General features: G+C 76.0%; 18 protein-coding genes. 15 read left to right on the top strand and 3 right to left on the bottom strand.

Annotated features, from left to right (window positions below):
* Positions 1-198 precede the first annotated feature (198 nt).
* The 11 genes from BTM25_RS02575 (at position 199) to BTM25_RS02525 (ending at position 12,775) form a co-directional block, all read left to right on the top strand.
* Positions 199-1,626: an exopolysaccharide biosynthesis polyprenyl glycosylphosphotransferase gene (locus tag BTM25_RS02575; protein ID WP_235828107.1), complete on the top strand. Its 1,428-nt coding sequence runs from the start codon at positions 199-201 to the stop codon at positions 1,624-1,626.
* Positions 1,623-2,972 (top strand): O-antigen ligase family protein, encoded by a 1,350-nt coding sequence (locus BTM25_RS02570; RefSeq protein WP_103561143.1) that lies wholly within the window; start codon positions 1,623-1,625, stop codon positions 2,970-2,972. Before BTM25_RS02575 ends, BTM25_RS02570 begins: the two co-directional genes overlap by 4 nt.
* Complete coding sequence (locus tag BTM25_RS02565) at positions 2,969-4,786, top strand: lipid II flippase MurJ (protein WP_103561142.1); 1,818 nt, start codon at positions 2,969-2,971, stop codon at positions 4,784-4,786. The genes BTM25_RS02570 and BTM25_RS02565 overlap by 4 nt, the downstream gene beginning before the upstream one ends.
* On the top strand, positions 4,783-5,487 hold the full coding sequence (locus BTM25_RS02560) for a polysaccharide deacetylase family protein (protein ID WP_235828100.1): 705 nt from the start codon (positions 4,783-4,785) through the stop codon (positions 5,485-5,487). Before BTM25_RS02565 ends, BTM25_RS02560 begins: the two co-directional genes overlap by 4 nt.
* Positions 5,484-6,668: a glycosyltransferase gene (locus BTM25_RS02555; protein WP_103561140.1), complete on the top strand. Its 1,185-nt coding sequence runs from the start codon at positions 5,484-5,486 to the stop codon at positions 6,666-6,668. The genes BTM25_RS02560 and BTM25_RS02555 overlap by 4 nt, the downstream gene beginning before the upstream one ends.
* A complete protein-coding gene (locus tag BTM25_RS02550) occupies positions 6,605-7,234 on the top strand; it encodes a YveK family protein (RefSeq protein WP_103561139.1) in 630 nt (209 codons plus the stop codon). The genes BTM25_RS02555 and BTM25_RS02550 overlap by 64 nt, the downstream gene beginning before the upstream one ends.
* Positions 7,231-8,316 carry a glycosyltransferase gene (locus BTM25_RS02545; protein WP_168211980.1) on the top strand — a complete coding sequence of 362 codons (1,086 nt, stop codon included), beginning with the start codon at positions 7,231-7,233 and terminating at the stop codon, positions 8,314-8,316. Before BTM25_RS02550 ends, BTM25_RS02545 begins: the two co-directional genes overlap by 4 nt.
* Before the next feature lie 8 nt (positions 8,317-8,324).
* Complete coding sequence (locus tag BTM25_RS02540) at positions 8,325-9,491, top strand: carboxylate--amine ligase (RefSeq protein ID WP_235828092.1); 1,167 nt, start codon at positions 8,325-8,327, stop codon at positions 9,489-9,491.
* The gene (locus tag BTM25_RS02535) at positions 9,488-10,693 is read left to right on the top strand and encodes an FAD-dependent oxidoreductase (RefSeq protein WP_103561136.1); all 1,206 of its coding nucleotides are present in this window, start codon (positions 9,488-9,490) and stop codon (positions 10,691-10,693) included. Before BTM25_RS02540 ends, BTM25_RS02535 begins: the two co-directional genes overlap by 4 nt.
* Before the next feature lie 411 nt (positions 10,694-11,104).
* A complete protein-coding gene (locus tag BTM25_RS02530) occupies positions 11,105-11,542 on the top strand; it encodes a hypothetical protein (RefSeq protein WP_103561135.1) in 438 nt (145 codons plus the stop codon).
* 48 nt (positions 11,543-11,590) lie between these two features.
* Positions 11,591-12,775 carry a homogentisate 1,2-dioxygenase gene (locus BTM25_RS02525; RefSeq protein WP_103561134.1) on the top strand — a complete coding sequence of 395 codons (1,185 nt, stop codon included), beginning with the start codon at positions 11,591-11,593 and terminating at the stop codon, positions 12,773-12,775.
* A 1-nt stretch (position 12,776) separates the two neighbouring features.
* Here BTM25_RS02525 and BTM25_RS02520 read toward each other — a convergent pair whose 3' ends face one another.
* On the bottom strand, positions 12,777-14,096 hold the full coding sequence (locus BTM25_RS02520) for a DUF1266 domain-containing protein (RefSeq protein ID WP_103561133.1): 1,320 nt from the start codon (positions 14,094-14,096) through the stop codon (positions 12,777-12,779).
* A gap of 103 nt (positions 14,097-14,199) precedes the next feature.
* On the opposite strand from BTM25_RS02520, the gene BTM25_RS02515 reads away from it, so the two are divergent.
* Complete coding sequence (locus BTM25_RS02515) at positions 14,200-15,402, top strand: alanine racemase (RefSeq protein ID WP_235828090.1); 1,203 nt, start codon at positions 14,200-14,202, stop codon at positions 15,400-15,402.
* On the opposite strand, the gene BTM25_RS02510 is transcribed toward BTM25_RS02515, so the two are convergent.
* Entirely contained in the window at positions 15,393-16,043 is a 651-nt protein-coding gene (locus BTM25_RS02510) for a TetR/AcrR family transcriptional regulator (RefSeq protein ID WP_168211979.1), read from the bottom strand. The two genes, BTM25_RS02515 and BTM25_RS02510, sit on opposite strands and share 10 nt — an antisense overlap.
* Positions 16,044-16,127: 84 nt before the next feature.
* Between BTM25_RS02510 and BTM25_RS02505 the strand changes: the two genes are divergently transcribed.
* Positions 16,128-16,829 (top strand): SDR family NAD(P)-dependent oxidoreductase, encoded by a 702-nt coding sequence (locus tag BTM25_RS02505; RefSeq protein WP_103561131.1) that lies wholly within the window; start codon positions 16,128-16,130, stop codon positions 16,827-16,829.
* Positions 16,830-16,997: 168 nt separating this feature from the next.
* On the top strand, positions 16,998-17,273 hold the full coding sequence (locus tag BTM25_RS02500) for a helix-turn-helix domain-containing protein (RefSeq protein ID WP_103561130.1): 276 nt from the start codon (positions 16,998-17,000) through the stop codon (positions 17,271-17,273).
* Positions 17,274-17,284: 11 nt separating this feature from the next.
* Here BTM25_RS02500 and BTM25_RS02495 read toward each other — a convergent pair whose 3' ends face one another.
* Positions 17,285-17,497, bottom strand: a complete 213-nt coding sequence (locus tag BTM25_RS02495) for a hypothetical protein (protein WP_103561129.1) — start codon at positions 17,495-17,497, stop codon at positions 17,285-17,287.
* 86 nt (positions 17,498-17,583) lie between these two features.
* Here BTM25_RS02495 and BTM25_RS02490 point away from each other — a divergent pair, with 86 nt between their 5' ends.
* Positions 17,584-18,192: a phosphatase PAP2 family protein gene (locus BTM25_RS02490; RefSeq protein ID WP_103561128.1), complete on the top strand. Its 609-nt coding sequence runs from the start codon at positions 17,584-17,586 to the stop codon at positions 18,190-18,192.
* Positions 18,193-18,237 lie beyond the last annotated feature (45 nt).

Raw genomic sequence — 18,237 nt, 5'->3', positions numbered from 1 at the left:
GTTAAAAAAGACACCGCCATCGCCGAAAGAGGCGAGTGTCGCGGCGTCGTCGGCTGCCATGCTGGCGTGTGCTTCCCAGGAGGTCCTCGGTCCTTCGCCCCTGGTGGGGGACGCTCCCGGGGCGGCAGGGACGCTCCGGAGAACGGATCGGTTCGTGCTGAGGCTGTTTTCTTTCTCTTCGCACAAGGGGCAGTCGGGATGGGTACGCAGAGGCCGGTCGCCAAGACCCTGCCGGACGGCGCGCAACGGCTCGCGCCGACGATCTCCGGTTCGGGCGCGCCGGAGATCGGACCGCGTCCGCGGCCACGGACGCGCAGATCTCCGTTGCCGTTCCTGCTGGCCCTCTCCGACGCCGGACTGGCGTTCGCCGCCGCCCGCGCGATGCTCGGCGGCCGGGCCGCGAACCTCGCCGCGGCGGCCGGGGGCGCGCTGGTCCTGCTGAACCTCGCGGCGGGCCTCTACCGCGTCCGCCGCCTGCCGGTGCCGTCGGACGCGCGTCCGCTCGCGGTGCGCGCGGCGGCGGTCGTGGCGGCGCTCGGCGTGCTGGCGCCCGCCGTCGGCCCGGCCCGGCCCGCCGTGTGGTTCCCGGCGGCGGCGCTGTTCGTCCTCGCGCCCGGATCGGTGCGGCTCGCCGCGCGGCACGCCGTGCGGGCCGGGCGGCGCGGTCCGTTCCGCCCGCCGCTCACGCTGATCGTCGGGACGGGCGTGCTCAGCGACTACCTCGTCTGGTCCCTGCGGCGGCGCCCCGAGATCGGCCTGCTGCCGCTCGGCCGCCTCGCCGCCGGCCCACCCGACACCGCGGGCGGCGCCCCGGACCTGCGCCGCGTCATCGCCGCGCACCGCGTCGAGACGGCCGTCGTCGTGCTGGACGAGATCGAGCCCGAGGACGTGGAGCCGACCGTCCGGGCGTGCGCGGAGGCGGGCTGCGAGACGCTCGTCGTGCCGCTGTCGGGCGGGGCGCACGGGCTGCCGCCGGGGCCGTCCGGACGCGTCCGGTACCTGGCGGGCGTGCCGTGCGTGCCGCTGACGCGCCGTCCCTACGGCCCGGTCGCGCGGTGCGGGAAGCGGTTGTTCGACCTGGCCGGGGCGCTCGCGCTGCTGGCCGTCCTGTGGCCGGTGCTGCTGGCGTGCGCGGCGGCGGTGCGGCGCGAGTCGGGGCCGGGCGTGCTGTTCCGGCAGTCGCGCCTCGGGCTGGCGGGGCGTCCGTTCGTCCTGCTGAAGTTCCGGACGCTGCGCCCCGCCGACGACACCGAGGCCGACACGCGCTGGTCGGTGCACGGCGACGCGCGCATCGGCCCGGTCGGCGCGTTCCTGCGCCGCACGTCGCTGGACGAGCTGCCGCAGCTCTGGAACGTGGTGCGCGGCGACATGAGCCTGGTCGGGCCGCGTCCGGAGCGTCCGCACTTCGTCCGCCGGTTCGCCGAGACGTGCCCCGGCTACGTGCTGCGGCACCGCGTGCCGGTCGGCATGACGGGCTGGGCGCAGGTCCACGGGCTGCGCGGCGACACCTCGATCGAGATGCGCGCCCGGTTCGACAACCACTACATCGACCACTGGTCGTTCGCGATGGACCTGCGGATCCTGCTTCTCACGTTCAACGCGATGATCCTGCGGCGGAGCGCATGACGACCGCGCTGCTGCGTCCGCCGCGTCCCGGCCACGCCCGCGCCCGCCGGCCGGTGCCGCTCGGCCCGCTGCGCCCGCTGCTGCGGCGGCTCGGGCGGCGGCCGAGCTGGCTGGTCGCGGCGACGGTGCTGGCGACGGCCGTCCCGCCCGGCCCGCGCTCGCCCGAGGGCGGCGACCCGACGGTCGCGGACGCGGTGAGCGCCGTGCTCGTCGTCGCCGTCGTGACGCTGGCGGTCGTGCGGCGGCGGGCGCTGCCGTCCCGGGCGCCGCTGGCGTTCGGGCCGCTGGTCGTCGCGGCGGGCGTGGCGACGCTCGCGTCGCAGGACGTCGCGGCGAGCCTGCCGGGGTTCGTCCGGACGGTCCAGATCTTCGTGCTCGTCCCGCTGGCCGTCGTGCTGGCCGTCCGGGACCGCCGGGACGTCGCCGTCATCGGCGGGTCGGTGCTCGTCACCGCGCTCGGTGAGGCTCTGTTCGGTCTGTGGCAGTCGGCGTCCGGGCACGGCGCGTCGTACGGCGGGCAACCGGTCCGCGCGGTCGGGACGTTCGGGTCGCTGGACGTCATGGCGCTGTCCACGCTCGCGAGCTTCGGCGTCCTCGTCCTGGTCGCGTTCGCGCTGGCCGGGTCGCGGCGCGTGCGGTGGGCGGCGGTGCCCGCGCTGGCCGTCCTGCTCGCCGCGCTCGCCGCCGGGCTGAGCCGGGGGACGTGGATCGCGCTCGCGGCGGCCGTCGCCGTGCTGCTCCTGCTGTGGGACCGCCGTGCGCTGATCGCCGCGGCCGTCGGGTCGGTCGCGCTCGCGGTCGTGCTCGTCGGCGGGTTCGGCGTCGGCGCGGACCTGGTCGGGCAGCGCCTGCGCTCCATCGCGTCGTCGGTGGACGCGCCGGACCGCTCCGTCAGCGACCGCTACGGCCTGTGGGGCACGGCCCGCGACATCTGGGCCGCGCACCCCGTCACCGGCGTCGGCCCGAAGAACTTCGCCGCCTTCCGCGACACCTACGCGCCACTGGACCTGTCGTCCGGCGCGGAGACGGCCGACGAGGTCAACGGCTACGTCCGGCAGCCGCTGCTGTCGCCGCACGACGAGTATCTGCTGCTGCTCAGCGAGCAGGGCCTGCTCGGGCTCGGCGGCTTCGCGGTGCTCGGCGGCGCGCTCGCGCGCGGCCTGTGGCGCAACCGCGAACTCGGCCGGACGGTGGACGCGGGCTGGTGGCTGTCGGCCGGCTTCCTGGCCTGGCTGCTCGTGGACTTCGTGTACTCCGACCTCGGCGGCCCGACGTCCGTGCTGGTCGGCGTCCTGCTCGGCGTCGTCGCCGTCCGCGCGCTCAACCCACCCGGGGAGTCCCGATGACCGCGCCCGAAGCGCACGCCACAGGCGCCCGGGAGACCGCAGGCCCGCGGGAAGCACAGCGCGAGCCGGAGGCGCGCGCCGCGCGCTGGACTGAGGAGCGCGCGGAGCGAGGAACGAGCGAGCACGCGACGAAGGAAGCGCGCGGCTCAGAGCGCGCCGCAGGCTCGCGGGAAACACAGCGCGAGCTGGAGGCGCGCGCCGCGCGCTGGACTGAGGAGCGCGCGGAGCGAGGGACGAGCGAGCACGCGACGAAGGAAGCGCGCGGCTCAGAGCGCGCCGCAGGCTCGCGGGACACACAGCCGGCTGTTCGGCGGGTTTCGGTCGGGCGGGCCGCCGCGCTGAGCGCCGTGCTCGTCGCGGGTGGAACGGGGCTCGGGTTCGTCCGCGACCTGATCATGGCGCACACGTTCGGCGCGGGGCGCGACACCGACGCGTTCCTCATCGGGTGGATGATCCCCGAGACGGCGTCGCCGCTGCTCATCGAGGACGCGATGGCGTTGCTGGCCGTCCCGCTGGTGACGCGTGCGCTCCGCGATCGGGGCAGTGCCCGGCCGCTCGCCGCCGCCGTCCTGCCGCCGCTGGTCGGCGTGCTGTCGGTCGTCGCGGGCGCGCTGGCGCTCGGCGCCCCGGCGCTGGTCGCGGCGCTCGCGCCGGGCCTGGCCTCGCCCGACGACGCGGTCCGCTGCGTCCGCGCCGCCGCCGTGACGGTCGTGATGTTCGGCGTCGCCGGGTTCATGAGCGCGACGCTGCGCGCCCACGGACGGTTCGGCCCGCCCGCCGCGATCTACCTGGCCTACAACGCGGGGATCATCGCGTCGATCCTGCTGCTGCGGGACCGCTGGGGCGTGCTGAGCGCGGCGGTCGGCGTCGCGCTGGGCAGCGTGTTCATGGTGCTGGCGCAGCTCCCGGCGTTCGTCCGGTGCCTGCGTCCCGCGCCGCGCGCGCTGCCGTCCCCGGCGACCGCGCTGCTGCCCGCCGCCGTCGCGTCCGTCGCGGTGTTCACGCTCGCCCGGCAGGCGCAGGTGTTCGTCGAGCGTTTCCTCGGCGCCGGGCTCGCCGCCGGGACGATCTCGGAGCTGAACTACGCGCAGAAGGTCGCGCAGGTCCCGATGGTGCTGTCGCTGCTCGTCGTGACGGTGACGTTCCCCCGCCTCGCGCTGGCGTCCGCCGAGGACGACGCGCGCGCGGTCCGCGACCGCGTCGAGAACGACATCCTGCACGTCAGCGCCCTGGTGCTCGCCGCGACCGCGTTCCTCGTGGCGTGCGGCGGGGACGTCGTCGCGCTGCTGTTCCGGCACGGCGCGTTCGGCGCGGACGCCGCCGACGGCACCGCGCGCATCCTCCGCGTCTACGCGCTCGGGCTGTGGGGCCAGACGATGGTCGGCGTCGCGGCGCGCGCGTTCTTCGCCCGGCGCGGCCCGATGTGGCGGCCCGCGCTCGCCACCGCCTGCGGCCTGGCCGTGACGGTCGCGGTCGGCGTGCTCGGCGTCCGGCTCTGGGGCGCCCCCGCGCTCGCCGCCGCCAACGCCGCCGGGATCACCGCCGGGGCGCTGCTCATGCTCGCCGGGGTCCGCGCGCGCGTCGCGCGGATCCGGTTCCGGGTGCTCGCGCGCGGGCTCGCCCGGCTCGCCGTCGCGGCCGTCGCCGCGTGCGCGGCCGGGCTCGCGGCGCGCGACGCCGTCGCCGCGCCCCTGCCCGCCGCCCTGCTCGGCGGGCTCGCGGTGCTCACCGTCTTCGCTCTCGTCGCGCTGCCCCGGGCGGCCGTGCTCCGGCCGCCGTCCCGCTTCGCCCGCCGCACGGAAGGACTCCGATGACCCCGCCCATGCCGCTGGTGCTGATGTACCACTCGGTGGACTACTACGAGGACGACCCGCACCTCGTCACGATCACCCCGCCGCGCTTCGAGAGACAGCTCAAGTGGCTCGCCGCGCGCGGCCTGCGCGGCGTGAGCGTCCGCGAGCTGCTCGCCGCGCAGCGGGACGGCACCGCGCGCGGCCTCGTCGGGCTCACCTTCGACGACGGGTACGCCGACTTCGCGACCCGCGTCGTGCCGGTGCTCGTCCGGCTCGGGTTCACCGCGACGGTGTTCGCGCTGTCCGAACGGCTCGGCGGGCACAACGCGTGGGACACCGGGCCGCGCAAGAACCTCCTCACCGCCGAGCAGCTCGCGGCCGTCCACGACCTCGGGATGGAGGTCGCGTCGCACGGACGGCGGCACGTGTCGCTGACCGGCCTGTCCACGAAAGAGATGGACGACGAACTGGCGGCGAGCCGCACCGCGCTGGAGGACGTCCTCGGCGCTCCCGTCACCGGCTTCGCCTACCCGTACGGGCACGCGGGGCTGCGGGAGGTCACGGCGGCGCGGTGCGCGGGGTACGACTACGCGTGCGCGATCCGTCCGTCGTTCGGGTCGCGGCACGCGCTGGCCCGGACCTACGTCGGCGAGCGCGACCGGCGGCTGCGGCTGCACGCCAAGCTCCGCCGCCACGAACTCCAGTGGCGGGTGCGCGTATGACCCGGGTGCTGCAGGTCATCACGGGACTCGGACGCGGCGGCGCGGAGCGGCAGCTCGCCGGGCTGGTGCGGCGCCTGCCGGTGGAGTGCGAGGTCGTCTCGCTCACCGGCGGCGGCCCGGTCGCGGACGAGATCCGCGCGCTCGGCGTGCCCGTCCACGAACTCGGGATGCGCGGGAACCGGGACCTGACGGCCCTGCCGCGTCTCGTCCGGCTGATGCGGTCGCGGCGGTTCGACGCCGTCCACACCCACCTGTACCGGGCGTGCGTGTACGGACGGGTCGCGGCGCGGCTCGCCGGGGTCCGCCGGATCATCGCGACCGAGCACTCGCTCGGCGCGGGCGAGATCGAGGGACGGCGCGCGACGACGGGCGTCCGCCTCATCTACCGGTCGACCGAGAGGCTCGGCGCGGTGACGGTCGCGGTGTCCCCGACGGTCGCCGACCGGCTGCGCGAGTGGGGCGTCCGGGACGTCGTCGTCATCCCGAACGGCATCGACGCCACCGCGTTCGCCTTCGACCCGGGCCGCCGCGCCGCGCTGCGCGCCGAACTCGGCGTCCCGCCCCGCGAGCCCGTCTACGGCTGCGCGGGACGGCTCGTCCCGGGCAAGCGCGTGGACGTCCTGATCCGCGCGTTCGCCGGCCTGCCCGGCGGACGGCTCCTGATCGTCGGCGACGGCCCCGAGCGCCGCGCCCTGGAACGTCTCGCCTGGCGCCTCGGCGTCGGCCCCCGCGTGGTGTTCCGCGGCGAGACCGGCGACGTCGCGGGCGCGCTCGCCGCGATGGACGTGTACGCGACGCCGTCCCGGCAGGAGACGTTCGGGCTCGGCGTCGTGGAGGCGATGGCGGCCGGCCTGCCCGTCGTCTACACGACGTGCCCGGCGCTGGACGACCTGCCCGCCCGGCTCGCCCCGCACGCGCGGCGCGTCCCGGCGGACCCGGCGGCGTTCCGGGAGGCGCTCGCGCGCTTCCCCGTCCCGGACGCGGTGCGGCTGCCCGTCCCGGCGGCCGTCGCGACCTACGACATCGGCGAGCACGCGCGGGCGCTCGCCCACCTCTACACCGGCGTTTTCACCGGCCCCTCGACCGGCCCGGCCCCAGCGGAAGGCGGATCGACTCCATGGCCCACTACCGGGGAACTGCCCGAAGTCTCGTCCGGCGCGGCGGTCTCGCCGCGTCGCTGATCCTCGCGGGCACCGCGACCGGCGCGGGGTACGCGCTGCTGCGGACGCCCGAGTACGCGGCGACGGCGCACGTCATCGTCGTCGACGACGCCGGCGCCGGACCGGCCGGGGTGAACTTCGCCCAGGCCTACGGCCGGCTCGCGACGCTGCCGGAGACGCTGCGCTGGTCGGAGCGTCCGTGGCCGGGCGAGCGCGCGGGGGGTGGGGTGCCCGCCGCCGCGCAGGGCAAGCTGCGCGCGTCCACCTCGCCGGACGCGCCGCTCATCCGGATCACCGGCACCGACCCGTCGCCCGAGCGCGCCGCCGCCTACGCCAACGCGGCGGCCGACGCGCTCGTCCGGTTCGGCGAGGTGCGGCGCCGCGAGACCGGCGTGCGGCCGACGCTGATGAACGACGCCGCGCCGCCGCTCGTCCCGGCGGCGCCGCGCGGCCCGCTGGACGTGGCCGTCGGCACGGCCGTCGGCGTGCTGCTGGCGGGCCTGGTGTCGCTGGCCGGGCTGCGGCCGTCGCGCCGCCGCAGGCCCGCGCCCGCCGCGCCCCTCTCGCGTGAGCCGGTGTGGCCGTGAGGGTGCTGCATGTGGCGCAGCCGACGGTCGGCGGGGTCGCGGCGTACGTCGCGGCGGCCGTCGCCGACCAGGCCGCGCGCGGGTTCGAGGTCACCGTCGCCTGCCCGGACGGCCCGCTCGCCGACCACGTCGGGGACGCGCACCGCCTCTGGCCCGCGCGGCGGTCGCCGACGCGGTCGGTGTGGCGCGAGGTCCGGGCGCTGCGGCGGGTGGTGGACGAGGTCACGCCGGACGTCGTGCATCTGCACTCGTCCAAGGCGGGCCTGGCCGGACGGCTCGCCGGGCTGGACGCGACCGTTCTGTTCCAGCCGCACGGCTGGTCCTGGTACCCCGCGCAGGGCATGTGCTCGGTCGCGGCGCTGCTGTGGGAGCGGCGGGCCGCGCGCCGCGCCGACCGGATCATCTGCGTCGGCGACGGCGAGCTGGAGCGCGGCCGGGCCGCCGGGGTGGACGCGCGGTACGCCGTGATCCGCAACGGCGTCGACCTGAAGCGGTTCGCGGTCGCGGGCGACGCCGAGCGGGCCGCCGCGCGCCGCGCCCTCGGCGTCCGGGGCGGGCCGCTGGCGCTGTGCCTCGGCCGCGTGACCCCGCAGAAGGGCCAGGACGTCCTGCTCTCGGCGTGGCCGCGCGTCGTCGCGCGCCGCCCGGACGCGCGGCTCGCGCTCGTCGGCGACGGCACGCCGGACCGCAAGGTCCCGCGCGGCGTCCTCACGGTCCCGGCGGTCGCCGATCCGCGGCCGTGGCTGGTCGCGGCGGACGTCGTCGTGCTGCCGTCGCGCTGGGAGGGCCTGCCGTTCGTCGCGCTGGAGGCGATGGCCACCGGACGGTCCGTCGTCGCCAGCGACGTCCCGGGCCTCGCCGAGGTCGTCACGCCGGACGTCGGCGCGCTCGTCCCGCCCGAGGACCCGCGCTCGCTCGCCGCCGCGCTCGCCGAACGGCTCGCCGACGACTGCCCGCGCACCGCCGCCGAGGGCGTCGCCGCCGCCCGCGCCGCCACCGCCTACGACGCGGACGTCACCTACGCCGCGCTCGCCGCCCTGACCCTCGACGTCGCCGGTTTCGGCGCGCCCCCCGTGAAATGAGACCGCCCGTGCTGGACCCCGAGCTGCCCGTCCTGCTGCTGCGCACCGATCCGAACCCGTTCCACCACGGGACGCTCGGGGCGATCCGGTCGTTCGGCCGGGGCGGCGTCGCCGTCCACGCCGACCTGGCCGGACGGCCCGAGCCGTCGGCGGCGTCCCGGTATCTGCGGTCGCGGATGCCCGGGGAGCCGTCGGCCGCGCGGCCGGGCGCGCTGCTGCGGCGGCTCGCGGCCGACGCCGAGCGCATCGGACGGCGTGCGCTGCTCGTCCCGCTGGACGACGCCACGGCGATCTTCACGGCCGAGCACGCCGACGACCTCGCCGCGCACTTCGTCCTGCCGCCGCCCGGGACGCCGCGCCGCGTCGCCGACAAGGCCGCGCTGACGGACGCGTGCGAGCGGCGAGGCATCGCCGTCCCCGAGTGCCACCGGCCCGGGTCGCGCGACCATCTGGACGAGCTGGTCGCCAAGCTCGGCCTGCCGCTGATCGCCAAGTGGGCGCGGCCGTGGCTGCTGGCGCCGGGCGCCCGCAGCACGACGCTCGTCCGTTCCGCCGAGCACGCCGAGCGGTTGTTCGCGGCGGCGGGGGACGCGGCGGGTCCGCTGCTGCTCCAGCGGCTCGTCCCGCCCGGCGGCGACTGGTTCTACCAGGCGTACTTCGACCGCGCGGGCGCGTGCCTGTTCAGCGCGACCGGACGCAAGCACGTCGCCTACCCCGAGCACACCGGCCACACCGTCGCGGGCGAGTGGGTCCACAACCCGAAGCTGGACGAGCTGGCGACCGGGATCGCGGGCGCGCTCGGCTGCCGCGGCGTCGTGGACCTGGACTTCCGCTACGACGCGGCGGCGGGCGTGTACCGGCTGCTGGACGTCAACCCGCGGCTCGGCGCGCAGTTCCGGCTGTTCACCGACGGACGCGGGCTGGACCTCGCGGCCGTCCTGCACCTGGACGCGTCGGGCCGCGCGGTGCCGCCGTCCGTCCCCCGGCACGGCCGGACGCTCGTGGTGGAGAACCAGTACCTGCGGCGGGCGCTGCGCACGCCGGGCGCGCTCGGCCGCTTCCGGGGGCTCGCGGCGTCCGGTGAGACGGCCTGGTTCGACCGGGCCGATCCCGGCCCGTTCCTGGCGATGGCTCGGGCGAGCGCCGTCCGGGTCCTGACGAAAGGATGGAAATGACGCGGATAGGTGCGGTGGTCGTCGGTGCGGGCCCTTATGGGCTGTCAGCGGCGGCGCATCTGCGGGAGCGCGGTGTCGAGACGCGGCTGATCGGTACGCCGATGCAGTTCTGGGACGAGCACATGCCGCTCGGGATGTGCCTGAAGTCGGAGCCGTTCGCGTCCAGCCTGGGCGCGCCGCGTCCCGGCCTGGCGTTCCCGGACTACGCGCCGGACGCGGCGTCCATCGGCGACCCGGTCCCGCTGGACGTGTTCACCGCCTACGGGCGCTGGTTCGCCGAGCGCGCGGCGCCGACCGCCGAGGTCACCCGCGCCGAGCGGATCGAACCGGACCACACCGGCTACCGGGTCGTGCTGGCGACGGGCGAGACGGTGCGGACGGCGTCGGTGGTCGTCGCGGTCGGCGTGGGGCCGTTCGCGCACATTCCGGGCGAGCTGACGGACCTGCCGGCGCCGCTGGTGTCGCACAGTTCCGACCACCGCGACCTCGGCGCGTTCCGGGACCGGGACGTCGTGGTCGTCGGCGCGGGCCAGTCCGCGCTGGAGACGGCCGTGCTGCTCGCCGAGCAGGGCGCCCGCCCGACGCTCGTCGCGCGGACGTCCCGGCTGATGTGGAACACGGTTCCGCATGAGGCCGGCGGACGGCTGCCGACCGCGCCGCTGCACGGCCTCGGGCGCGGCTGGCGGACGTGGCTGTGGTCCGAGCGGCCCGCCACGACCCGCCTCCTGCCCTACCGGACGCGGCGCCGGATCGTCGCGACGACGCTCGGCCCGGCGGGCGCCTGGTGGCTGCGCGACCGCTTCGACGAGCGCGTCCGGACGCTGCTCGGCCACCGCGTCACCCGCGCCCGCGAGGACGCCGGCCGCGCCGTCGTCTTCACCCAGGGCCCCGACGGCCCCGAGCGCGTCACGGCCGACCACGTCATCGCCGCGACCGGGTTCGTCCCGGACCTGGACCGCATCCCGGCCCTCGCCCCGGCCCTGCGCGCGGGCCTGGCCCGCTGGAACGGCTCGCCGCGCCTGGACCGGAGTTTCCAGTCGTCCGCACCGGACCTGTACTTCGCGGGTCTCGCGGCGGCGGCGTCCTTCGGCCCGGTGATGCGCTTCGTCCACGGGACGGACTTCGCGGCGTCCCGCCTGGCCCGCGCCATCGCGTCCCGCACCCGCGGCCCGCGCCCCACCGACCGCCTCGCCCACGTCTGACGGCGTCCGCGCGCGACCTCGCCCGCGCGACCGTCGCCCTGCGCGGACGCCGGCCTGGCGGTCTGGCGGGTGGCGGGTGTGGGGGCGTCCGATGGGTGGGCCGTTCGTCGCTCGATATCGACCGTCCGTCGCACTGTGATGACAACACGTGAACTTACCGTGGAGTAGGCCCTACGTTCACAGAGTCGGTGCGGGCGACCGTCTCGGGGGGAGCGGTCGCCGCCCGCGTTTCGCCGGTGCGCGGCCGGACGGGTCGTTCAGGGGCTGACCCGTCCTGTGCACTGGAACGACGAGAGCGCACGCGGCGCCACCCGGTTCGGGGTGGCGCCCCGTGCGCTCATCGCGTTTTCCGTACTCTCCGTACTGGGAACATCACCCAAGGTAATGATCCTGTTGCGAAGGGGGACGACCATGAAGCTCCGCCGCAGTCTCGCCGGGACGGCGCTCCTCGCGCTGGTGCTGGCGGCTCCGCAGACCACGATCCCGCGCGCCCTGGCGAAGGGCGTCGTGCCGTGCCACGAGGGAACCGGCGACGCCGCCGCGCTCGCGAAGGCGTTCCGCGCGGGCGGGGAGATCCATCTGGCGAAGGAGTGCGTCTACACCGTCAAGGCTCCGGCGGCGGCGCGGGCGGCGCTGCCGCGCGTCACCCGGGACACCGGGCTGGACGGCGCGGGCTCGGCCATCCAGTGGAGCGGTCCACGCGCGCTGCTGGACATCGCGCCCGACGCGAACGTCACGTTCACGAACGTCCGGCTGGAGAACACCTCGGGCGGCGCGCAGATCGCCGTCGGCCAGGGCGGGCACCTCATCATCGGCGGCGGGAGCCACTTCTTCGGCCTGAACGCCTGACGCTCCGTCCGCCGGGTAGGGAGCACGGAGCACGTCCGAGGAGGAACCGTGGCCCACTACCGCCGGGTCGGCGACGTACCGCCCAAACGCCACACGCAGCACCGGGACCCGTCCGGCGCGCTGTACTACGAGGAGCTGATGGGCGAGGAGGGCTTCTCGTCCGACGCGTCGCTGCTCTACCACCGCGCCCTGCCCGCCGCGATCACGGACGCGCGGGTCTGGGAGGCGCCCGACGCCCGGACGGTCCCGAACCATCCGCTGAAACCCCGCCACCTCCGGCTGCACGACCTGTTCCCGGAGGGGACGCACGCGCGGACGGACGTCGTCACCGGACGCCGTCTCCTGCTCGGCAACGCCGACGTGCGGCTGTCGTACGCCGCCGGGACGGCCCCGTCGCCGCTCTACCGCAACGCGACCGGCGACGAGGTCGTCTACGTCGAGTCCGGGACGGCGACGGTCGAGACGGTCTTCGGCGCGCTCCCGGCCGAGCAGGGCGACTACGTGGTGCTTCCCGCATCCACCACGCACCGCTGGGTGCCCGCGGGGGACCGGCCGCTGCGCGCGTACGTGATCGAGGCGTCCGGGCACGTCACGCCGCCGAAGCGCTACTTGTCGCGGTACGGCCAGTTCCTGGAGAGCGCGCCGTACTGCGAACGCGACCTGCACGGACCGAACGCCGTGGTCCAGCGCGAGGGCGCGGACGTGGAGGTGCTCGTCAAGCACCGAACGTCCGCTGGCATCGCGGGCACCCGCCTCACCTACGCCGCGCATCCGTTCGACGTGGTGGGCTGGGACGGCTGCCTCTACCCCTACACGTTCAACATCCGGGACTTCGAGCCGCTGACGGGCCGCGTCCACCAGCCGCCGCCCGTCCACCAGGTGTTCGAGGGGCCGAACTTCGTGGTGTGCAATTTCGTGCCCCGCAAGGTGGACTACCACCCGCTGGCGATACCCGTCCCGTACTACCACTCGAACGTCGATTCGGACGAGGTCATGGTCTACGTCGGTGGCGACTACGAAGCGCGCAAGGGTTCGGGCATCGCGCAAGGCTCGCTGTCCCTCCACCCCGGAGGCCATCCCCACGGTCCGCAGCCCGGCGCCTACGAACGGGGCATCGGCGTTGAGTTCTTCGACGAGCTGGCCGTCATGGTGGACACCTTCCGTCCGCTGGAGCTGGGCGAGGCGGCCACGGCGTGCGAGGACCCGTCCTATGCCTGGTCCTGGTCCCGGTAGGTCACCAGTCGCGCTCCAGCGGGAGGTCCCACGGGACGCTCCACGGCCCGTCGGGGTCGGCGGCGAGGTCCCGGACGACCTCCTCGTACCGACCCTGGTTGATCGGTTCGCGTCCCGCCCACAGGTAGCGCGCCTGCAAGTAGCACGCCGCCATGTCCCGCCACGACACGTACCGCTGCTGGACGGCCCGCGCCGAGGCCAGGATGCGCGTCCAGCAGTCCTCGGCGTCGAGCCAGCCGACCATGTGGCCCCAACGGAGGACCATGAAGGCGCGTCCGGCGTCCCAGATCAGGTAGCGGCCCCGGTTGGCCTGGAAGGCGAGGTCGGCGTGCAGCTCCAGCCGGTCGGCCTCCACCTCGGCGAAGTCGGGACGGCCGAGCGCCTGCGTCAGGAACCAGTTCAGCTCGGCGGCGCCCGGCCCCGGCGGGCGCTCCCCGGTGAGCAGCGGGACGAGATGGGGCAGCAGGTCCACCGACGCCGTCCCGTACCGCAGTTCCACGAGCCGCGCGAGGGAGCCGACGTCGTCGCCCACGTCGTCGCCGAGCCCGATCCGGCGCGCGACGCGCAGCAGCCGGACGTACTCGTCCCGCTCGTCCCCCGCCAGGGCGGCGGCGACGGCGGCGCCCTCCTCGAACTCGGTGCGCATCCCGTGCCGGAGCAGGAAGCCGACCTGCTCGTCCAGGAGGTCGGCGTCGTAGGCGCCCCACACCTCGAACAGCATCCGCAGCGCGCCGATCCGGTCGGCCGGCGGCGCGCCGAGCCGGTCCACCGGGTAGCCGTTGATCGCCGCGAAGTGGGCGCAGAGGCCGAGCAGCCAGCGCTGCACCGGCGTCGGCGGACGCCCCTCGGGCGCCGTCCCGGCGTGCCACGGGGTGACCCGCGCCCGGTCCAGGCCGTGGACGACCGGCGCGTACACGTCCGGGTCGCAGGGGTCGAAGTGCTCCCGGACGAGTTCGGCGGGGTCGAGGGTGCGGGTCTGCTCGTCCAGGCCGGTGACGCGGAGGACGAAGGAGCTTTGCGCGGGGCGTCCGGGGACGTCCTCGACGACCCACCGGGCGCCGTGCGACCGGATGAGGACGTCCGCGAGGTAGGCCGCCAGAGCGATCTGGAGGGAGACCCAGGGGTCCTCGTCCGCGTCGTCGTCGGGGAACTCCGCGATGTAGTCCTCCAACGGTTCGAGCAGCGCCAGCGGACGCCGTTCGTAGGCGTCGTGGTCCATCCCGACCTCGTCGATCAGCCACGCCACGTGGGTCCACGCGTCCTCGGCGAACTCCGAGAGCAGCGCGCGGGCCCGTGCGACGTCCATGTCCTCGCTGATCACCTGGCACGCCTCCCGGAGAGTCGCGAAAGTCCGTAATGTTACCGTCCGGTGGCGCTGCGTCCAGGTGGACGGTTTTCGGTGCCGACGCGATCGGAGGCTTCCGGTGGAGATCCCCGACGAGATCGTGGACTGGCGCACCAAGGGGCTCTGGCTCCCCGACGGCCCCGTCGCCGCGTCCGCGTTCGCCGCCGCCCGCCACCCCCTGTTCGGCGGCCCGTTCACCTGGCCGGTCCTGGTCGCGCGCCGCGCCGCGCTGGACCGCAACATCGCGACGCTCGCCGCGTTCGCCGACCGGCACGGCCTGGCGTTCGCGCCGCACGGCAAGACGACGATGGCGCCGTCGCTGTTCGCGGCGCAGCTCCGCGCGGGCGCGTGGGGCATCACGGCCGCCACGGCGAACCAGGTGCTCGCGTACCGGCGGTTCGGGGTGCCGCGCGTCCTGCTCGCCAACGAACTGCTGGACCCGACCGCGCTGCGCTGGCTCGCCGCCGAGATCGCCGACGGCTTCGACGTGCTCCTCTACGCCGACTCGGTGGAGGGCGTCGCCGCGCTGTCGGACGCCGCCGGGCCGCGTCCGTTCCGCGTCCTGGTCGAGCTGGGCCACGCGGACGGGCGCACCGGCTGCCGGACGGCCGCGGAGCTGACGGCCGTGGCGCGGGCCGTCGCGGACGCCCCCGGCACCGAACTGGCCGGTGTTTCCGGCTACGAGGGCCTGTTCACCGAGCCCGACGGCGCCGCCGCCTACCTGGACGCCCTGCGCGACGCCACCCGCGCGCTCACCGGCCTGCTGCCGCCGTCGGTGATCGTCAGCGCGGGCGGCAGCGCCTACTTCGACCTGGTCGCGGACCGGCTCGGCGGCGACTGGCTGCCCGGCCACGACCTCACGGTCGTCCTGCGCAGCGGGGCGTACGTGTCGCACGACCACGGCCTCTACGTCGAGAAGACGCCGTTCAACCGCGTCGCCGGCTCGCTGGACGCGGCGCTGGAACTCTGGGCGCAGGTGACGTCCGTGCCCGAGCCGGGCCTCGCGATCGTCGGGATGGGCAAGCGGGAGGCGCCCTACGACGCCGGCCTGCCCGTCCCGCTGCGCGTCCGCCGCCGGGACGGCACGGTCGAGCCCGCCGACGGCCTGCGCGTCACCGGCACGTCCGACCACCACGCGTTCGTGGCGGGCGACGGCGTCCGTCCGGGCGACCTGGTCTGCTTCGGGATCTCGCACCCCTGCACGGCGTTCGACAAGTGGCAGGTGATCCCGGTCGTGGACGACGCCTACACCGTCGTGGACCTCATCCGCACCTACTTCTGACCCGTCCGGTGCGCCGCCGCGGCGGCCTGCTCGGCGGTCAGCGGTCCGGCCGGCAGCGGACGCGCGGCGGCGGCGCGCAGACCGTCGAGAGTGAACGCCAGCCCGCGCCGCCAGGCGTCCGGCGCGGCGTGCCGGGTGGCGGCGGCCTGCGCGGCGACGGCCGCGAAGACGAGCACGAGATCGTGCGGGCTGAAGTCCGCGCGCAGCGACCCGTCGGCCCGCGCCGCCGCCGCGAACGCGTGGCCGCGCGCGAAGGAGTCCGCGCAGACGGCCGCGAGCCGGGGCGTGTCGGCGAAGCGGCGGGTGATGACGTCGCCGAGCGCGGGATCGTCGGCCATCAGCGCCCCGATGCCCTCCACGTACCGGACGAACCGGTCCCACGGGTCGGCCCCCTCGTCCGCGTGCCGGACGGCGGCGGCGAGCTTGGCGGCGGCGACGTCCGGCACGACCGCGTCGATCAGCGCCTCGCGCGTCCCGAAGCGGTGGTAGAGCGTCCCGGTGCTCACCCCGGCGCGGCGGGCGATCTCCTCCAGCGGGCAGTCCAGGCCGCGTTCGGAGAACAGCTCGACCGCGGCGGCGGTGAGCTTGGCGACGCTGCGCTGCGCGTCGGCGCGCAGGCGCGGGCGTGCGGGTTCGCCCATCGGTCCTCCCATAACTTGACGGTTGCCTCAAATTAGCTGCTACCGTTGAACTTGACGGTCACATCAATTTACCGGGAGTCCACCATGCCCAAGACCATCGCCGTGCTCGGCGCCGGACCCGGCCTCGGCGCCGCCACGGCCCGCCGGTTCGGCCGCGAGGGATTCGACGTCGCGCTCGTCGGCCGCCGCCCCGAACCCCTCGGCGCCCTGGTCGAGATCCTGGACCAGGAGGGCGTCCGCGCCGCCGCGTTCCCGGCCGACCTGGCCGATCCCGCGGGCGTCCCCGCGCTCATCGACGCGATCACCGGGCGGCTCGGGCCGATCGACGTCGTGGAGTACGCCCCCATCGGCTCCGCCCCGCCGTTCGCCCCCGCCGCCGGGCTCGCCGCCGCGACGCTGCGCGGCCTCATGGACCTGCACCTCTACACGCCCGTCGAGGTCGCCCGCGCCGTCGTCCCGGGGATGGTCGAGCGCGGCGACGGCGCGTTCCTGCTGGCCCAGGGCGTGTCCGCGCTGGAGGGGGCGCCCGGCATGAGCGGCGTCGGGCCGGTGATGGCGGCGGCGCGCAACTGGGTCCAGTCGCTGCACGCCGAACTCGCCGACCAAGGCGTCTACGCGGGGACGCTGACGATCGGCGCCTGGATCGAGGGCAGCGCCGCGCAGCGGGCGGCGGCCGAACACGGGCACGGCGGGCCGGTCGTCGCGCCCGAGGACCTCGCCGACCACTACTGGGACCTCTACACCAAGCGCGACCGGGCCGAGCGGATCGTCCCGGCGCGCGGTTAGGCTCCGGGGCGGGCGCCGACGGAACGGTGAAACCGCTGGACATCCCCCGTCACCCGACGAAGGGTTGTCATTCGGTCACGCTGCGTGGCAAGATGGCGGCTCGCACGACCGTCGTCCGCCCCGGCCGTCCCCCGCCGGACGACTCCTCCCGAGGTCCAGGAGTTCCGCATGACCGAGCCGCCAGCCCGCGACCCCGACGTGCTCACCACCGCCGAGCTGGCGGCCAGACTCGCCCTGTCGCCGCAGACGGTGCGGCGGATGGCCAACGCCGGCCAGCTCCCCGCCCTCAAGACCGGCAAGGACTTCCGCTACTCGTGGGAGGCCGTCCGGCAGTGCCTGCGCCGGCCCTGGGACGACCCGGAGGCCGGGGACGGGCCGAAGAAGGGCGCGGGCGGCCAGGCCCAGCGCCGCGCCCGCGCCGGCGCCGCCCGCCACACCGAGTAGCGGCGCACCCGCTAGTGGCGGGCCGCGCCGCAGGACGGGCAGTGGCGCGCGTCGGCGCGCAGCGGCGCGGCGGCGCGCGTGCCGTCCTCGCCGCAGGCGTGGCAGCGTGCGTGTCGGCGGGCGGCGCCGAGGTCGGGCGCGACGATGGCGGCGAGCCCGCCCGCGAGCGCGGCGCCGTCCAGATGGCGGCCCCGGCGGCGCGGCGGGTCGGACGGTGCGGTCATGCTCTCCAGCCCATCAAGCCCGCGGGGGCGGCTCAACCGCGACATCCCCACCGGGACGTCAAAATCGTCCGCATAAGGTGGCGGCGATGACCCTCCGAGCGGCGGTGCCCGTCTTTCTCGTCCTCGCGGCCCTCTTCGCGGCCGTGCTGGTGCGGCACGGCGAGCCGTTCGGCGTGGACCGGGCGCTGCACGCCTGGTGCGTCGGCCACCGGCCGGGCGCGGTGCGGGACGCGGCCGTCGCGCTGACGTCCACCGGCGTCGGCGTCGTCCCGTACGCGATGGCGGCCGGGGCGGGCATGCTCGTGTACCGGCGCGTGCGCGGGGCCGTGGGCGCGGCGCTGTTCCTGCTGGGCGTGGCGGTCGTCCGGCGGCTGCTGGCGGACGTGGTCGCGCGCCCGCGCCCGCCGGTCGCCGACTGGGCTGTCCACGCCGGTGGATTCGCCTTTCCGTCCGGCCACACCACCACCGCCGCGACGGCCGCCGGGCTGCTGGTCTGGGCCGCGTGCGCGAAACTGCGCGGCGCGCGGCGGACGATCGTCATCGCCGCCGCCGTGACCTGGGCCTTCGCGGTCGGTGTTACGCGGATCTGGCTGGGCGTCCACTGGCCGTCGGACGTCCTCGGCGGATGGCTGCTCGCCGCCGCGACGGTCGGCGCGGCGGCCGCGGCGCTCCGCCGACCCGGAGCCCCGCGGTGAGACACCCGTGTCAAACTGTTCTTCTACGGATGGGTAGAAGGCCGT

It is taken from the genome of Actinomadura rubteroloni, from assembly GCF_002911665.1.
GTDB classification, from domain to species: domain Bacteria; phylum Actinomycetota; class Actinomycetes; order Streptosporangiales; family Streptosporangiaceae; genus Spirillospora; species Spirillospora rubteroloni.
Note: the sequence above shows the minus strand (reverse complement) of the source record. Positions and strands in the feature narration are given on the sequence as shown.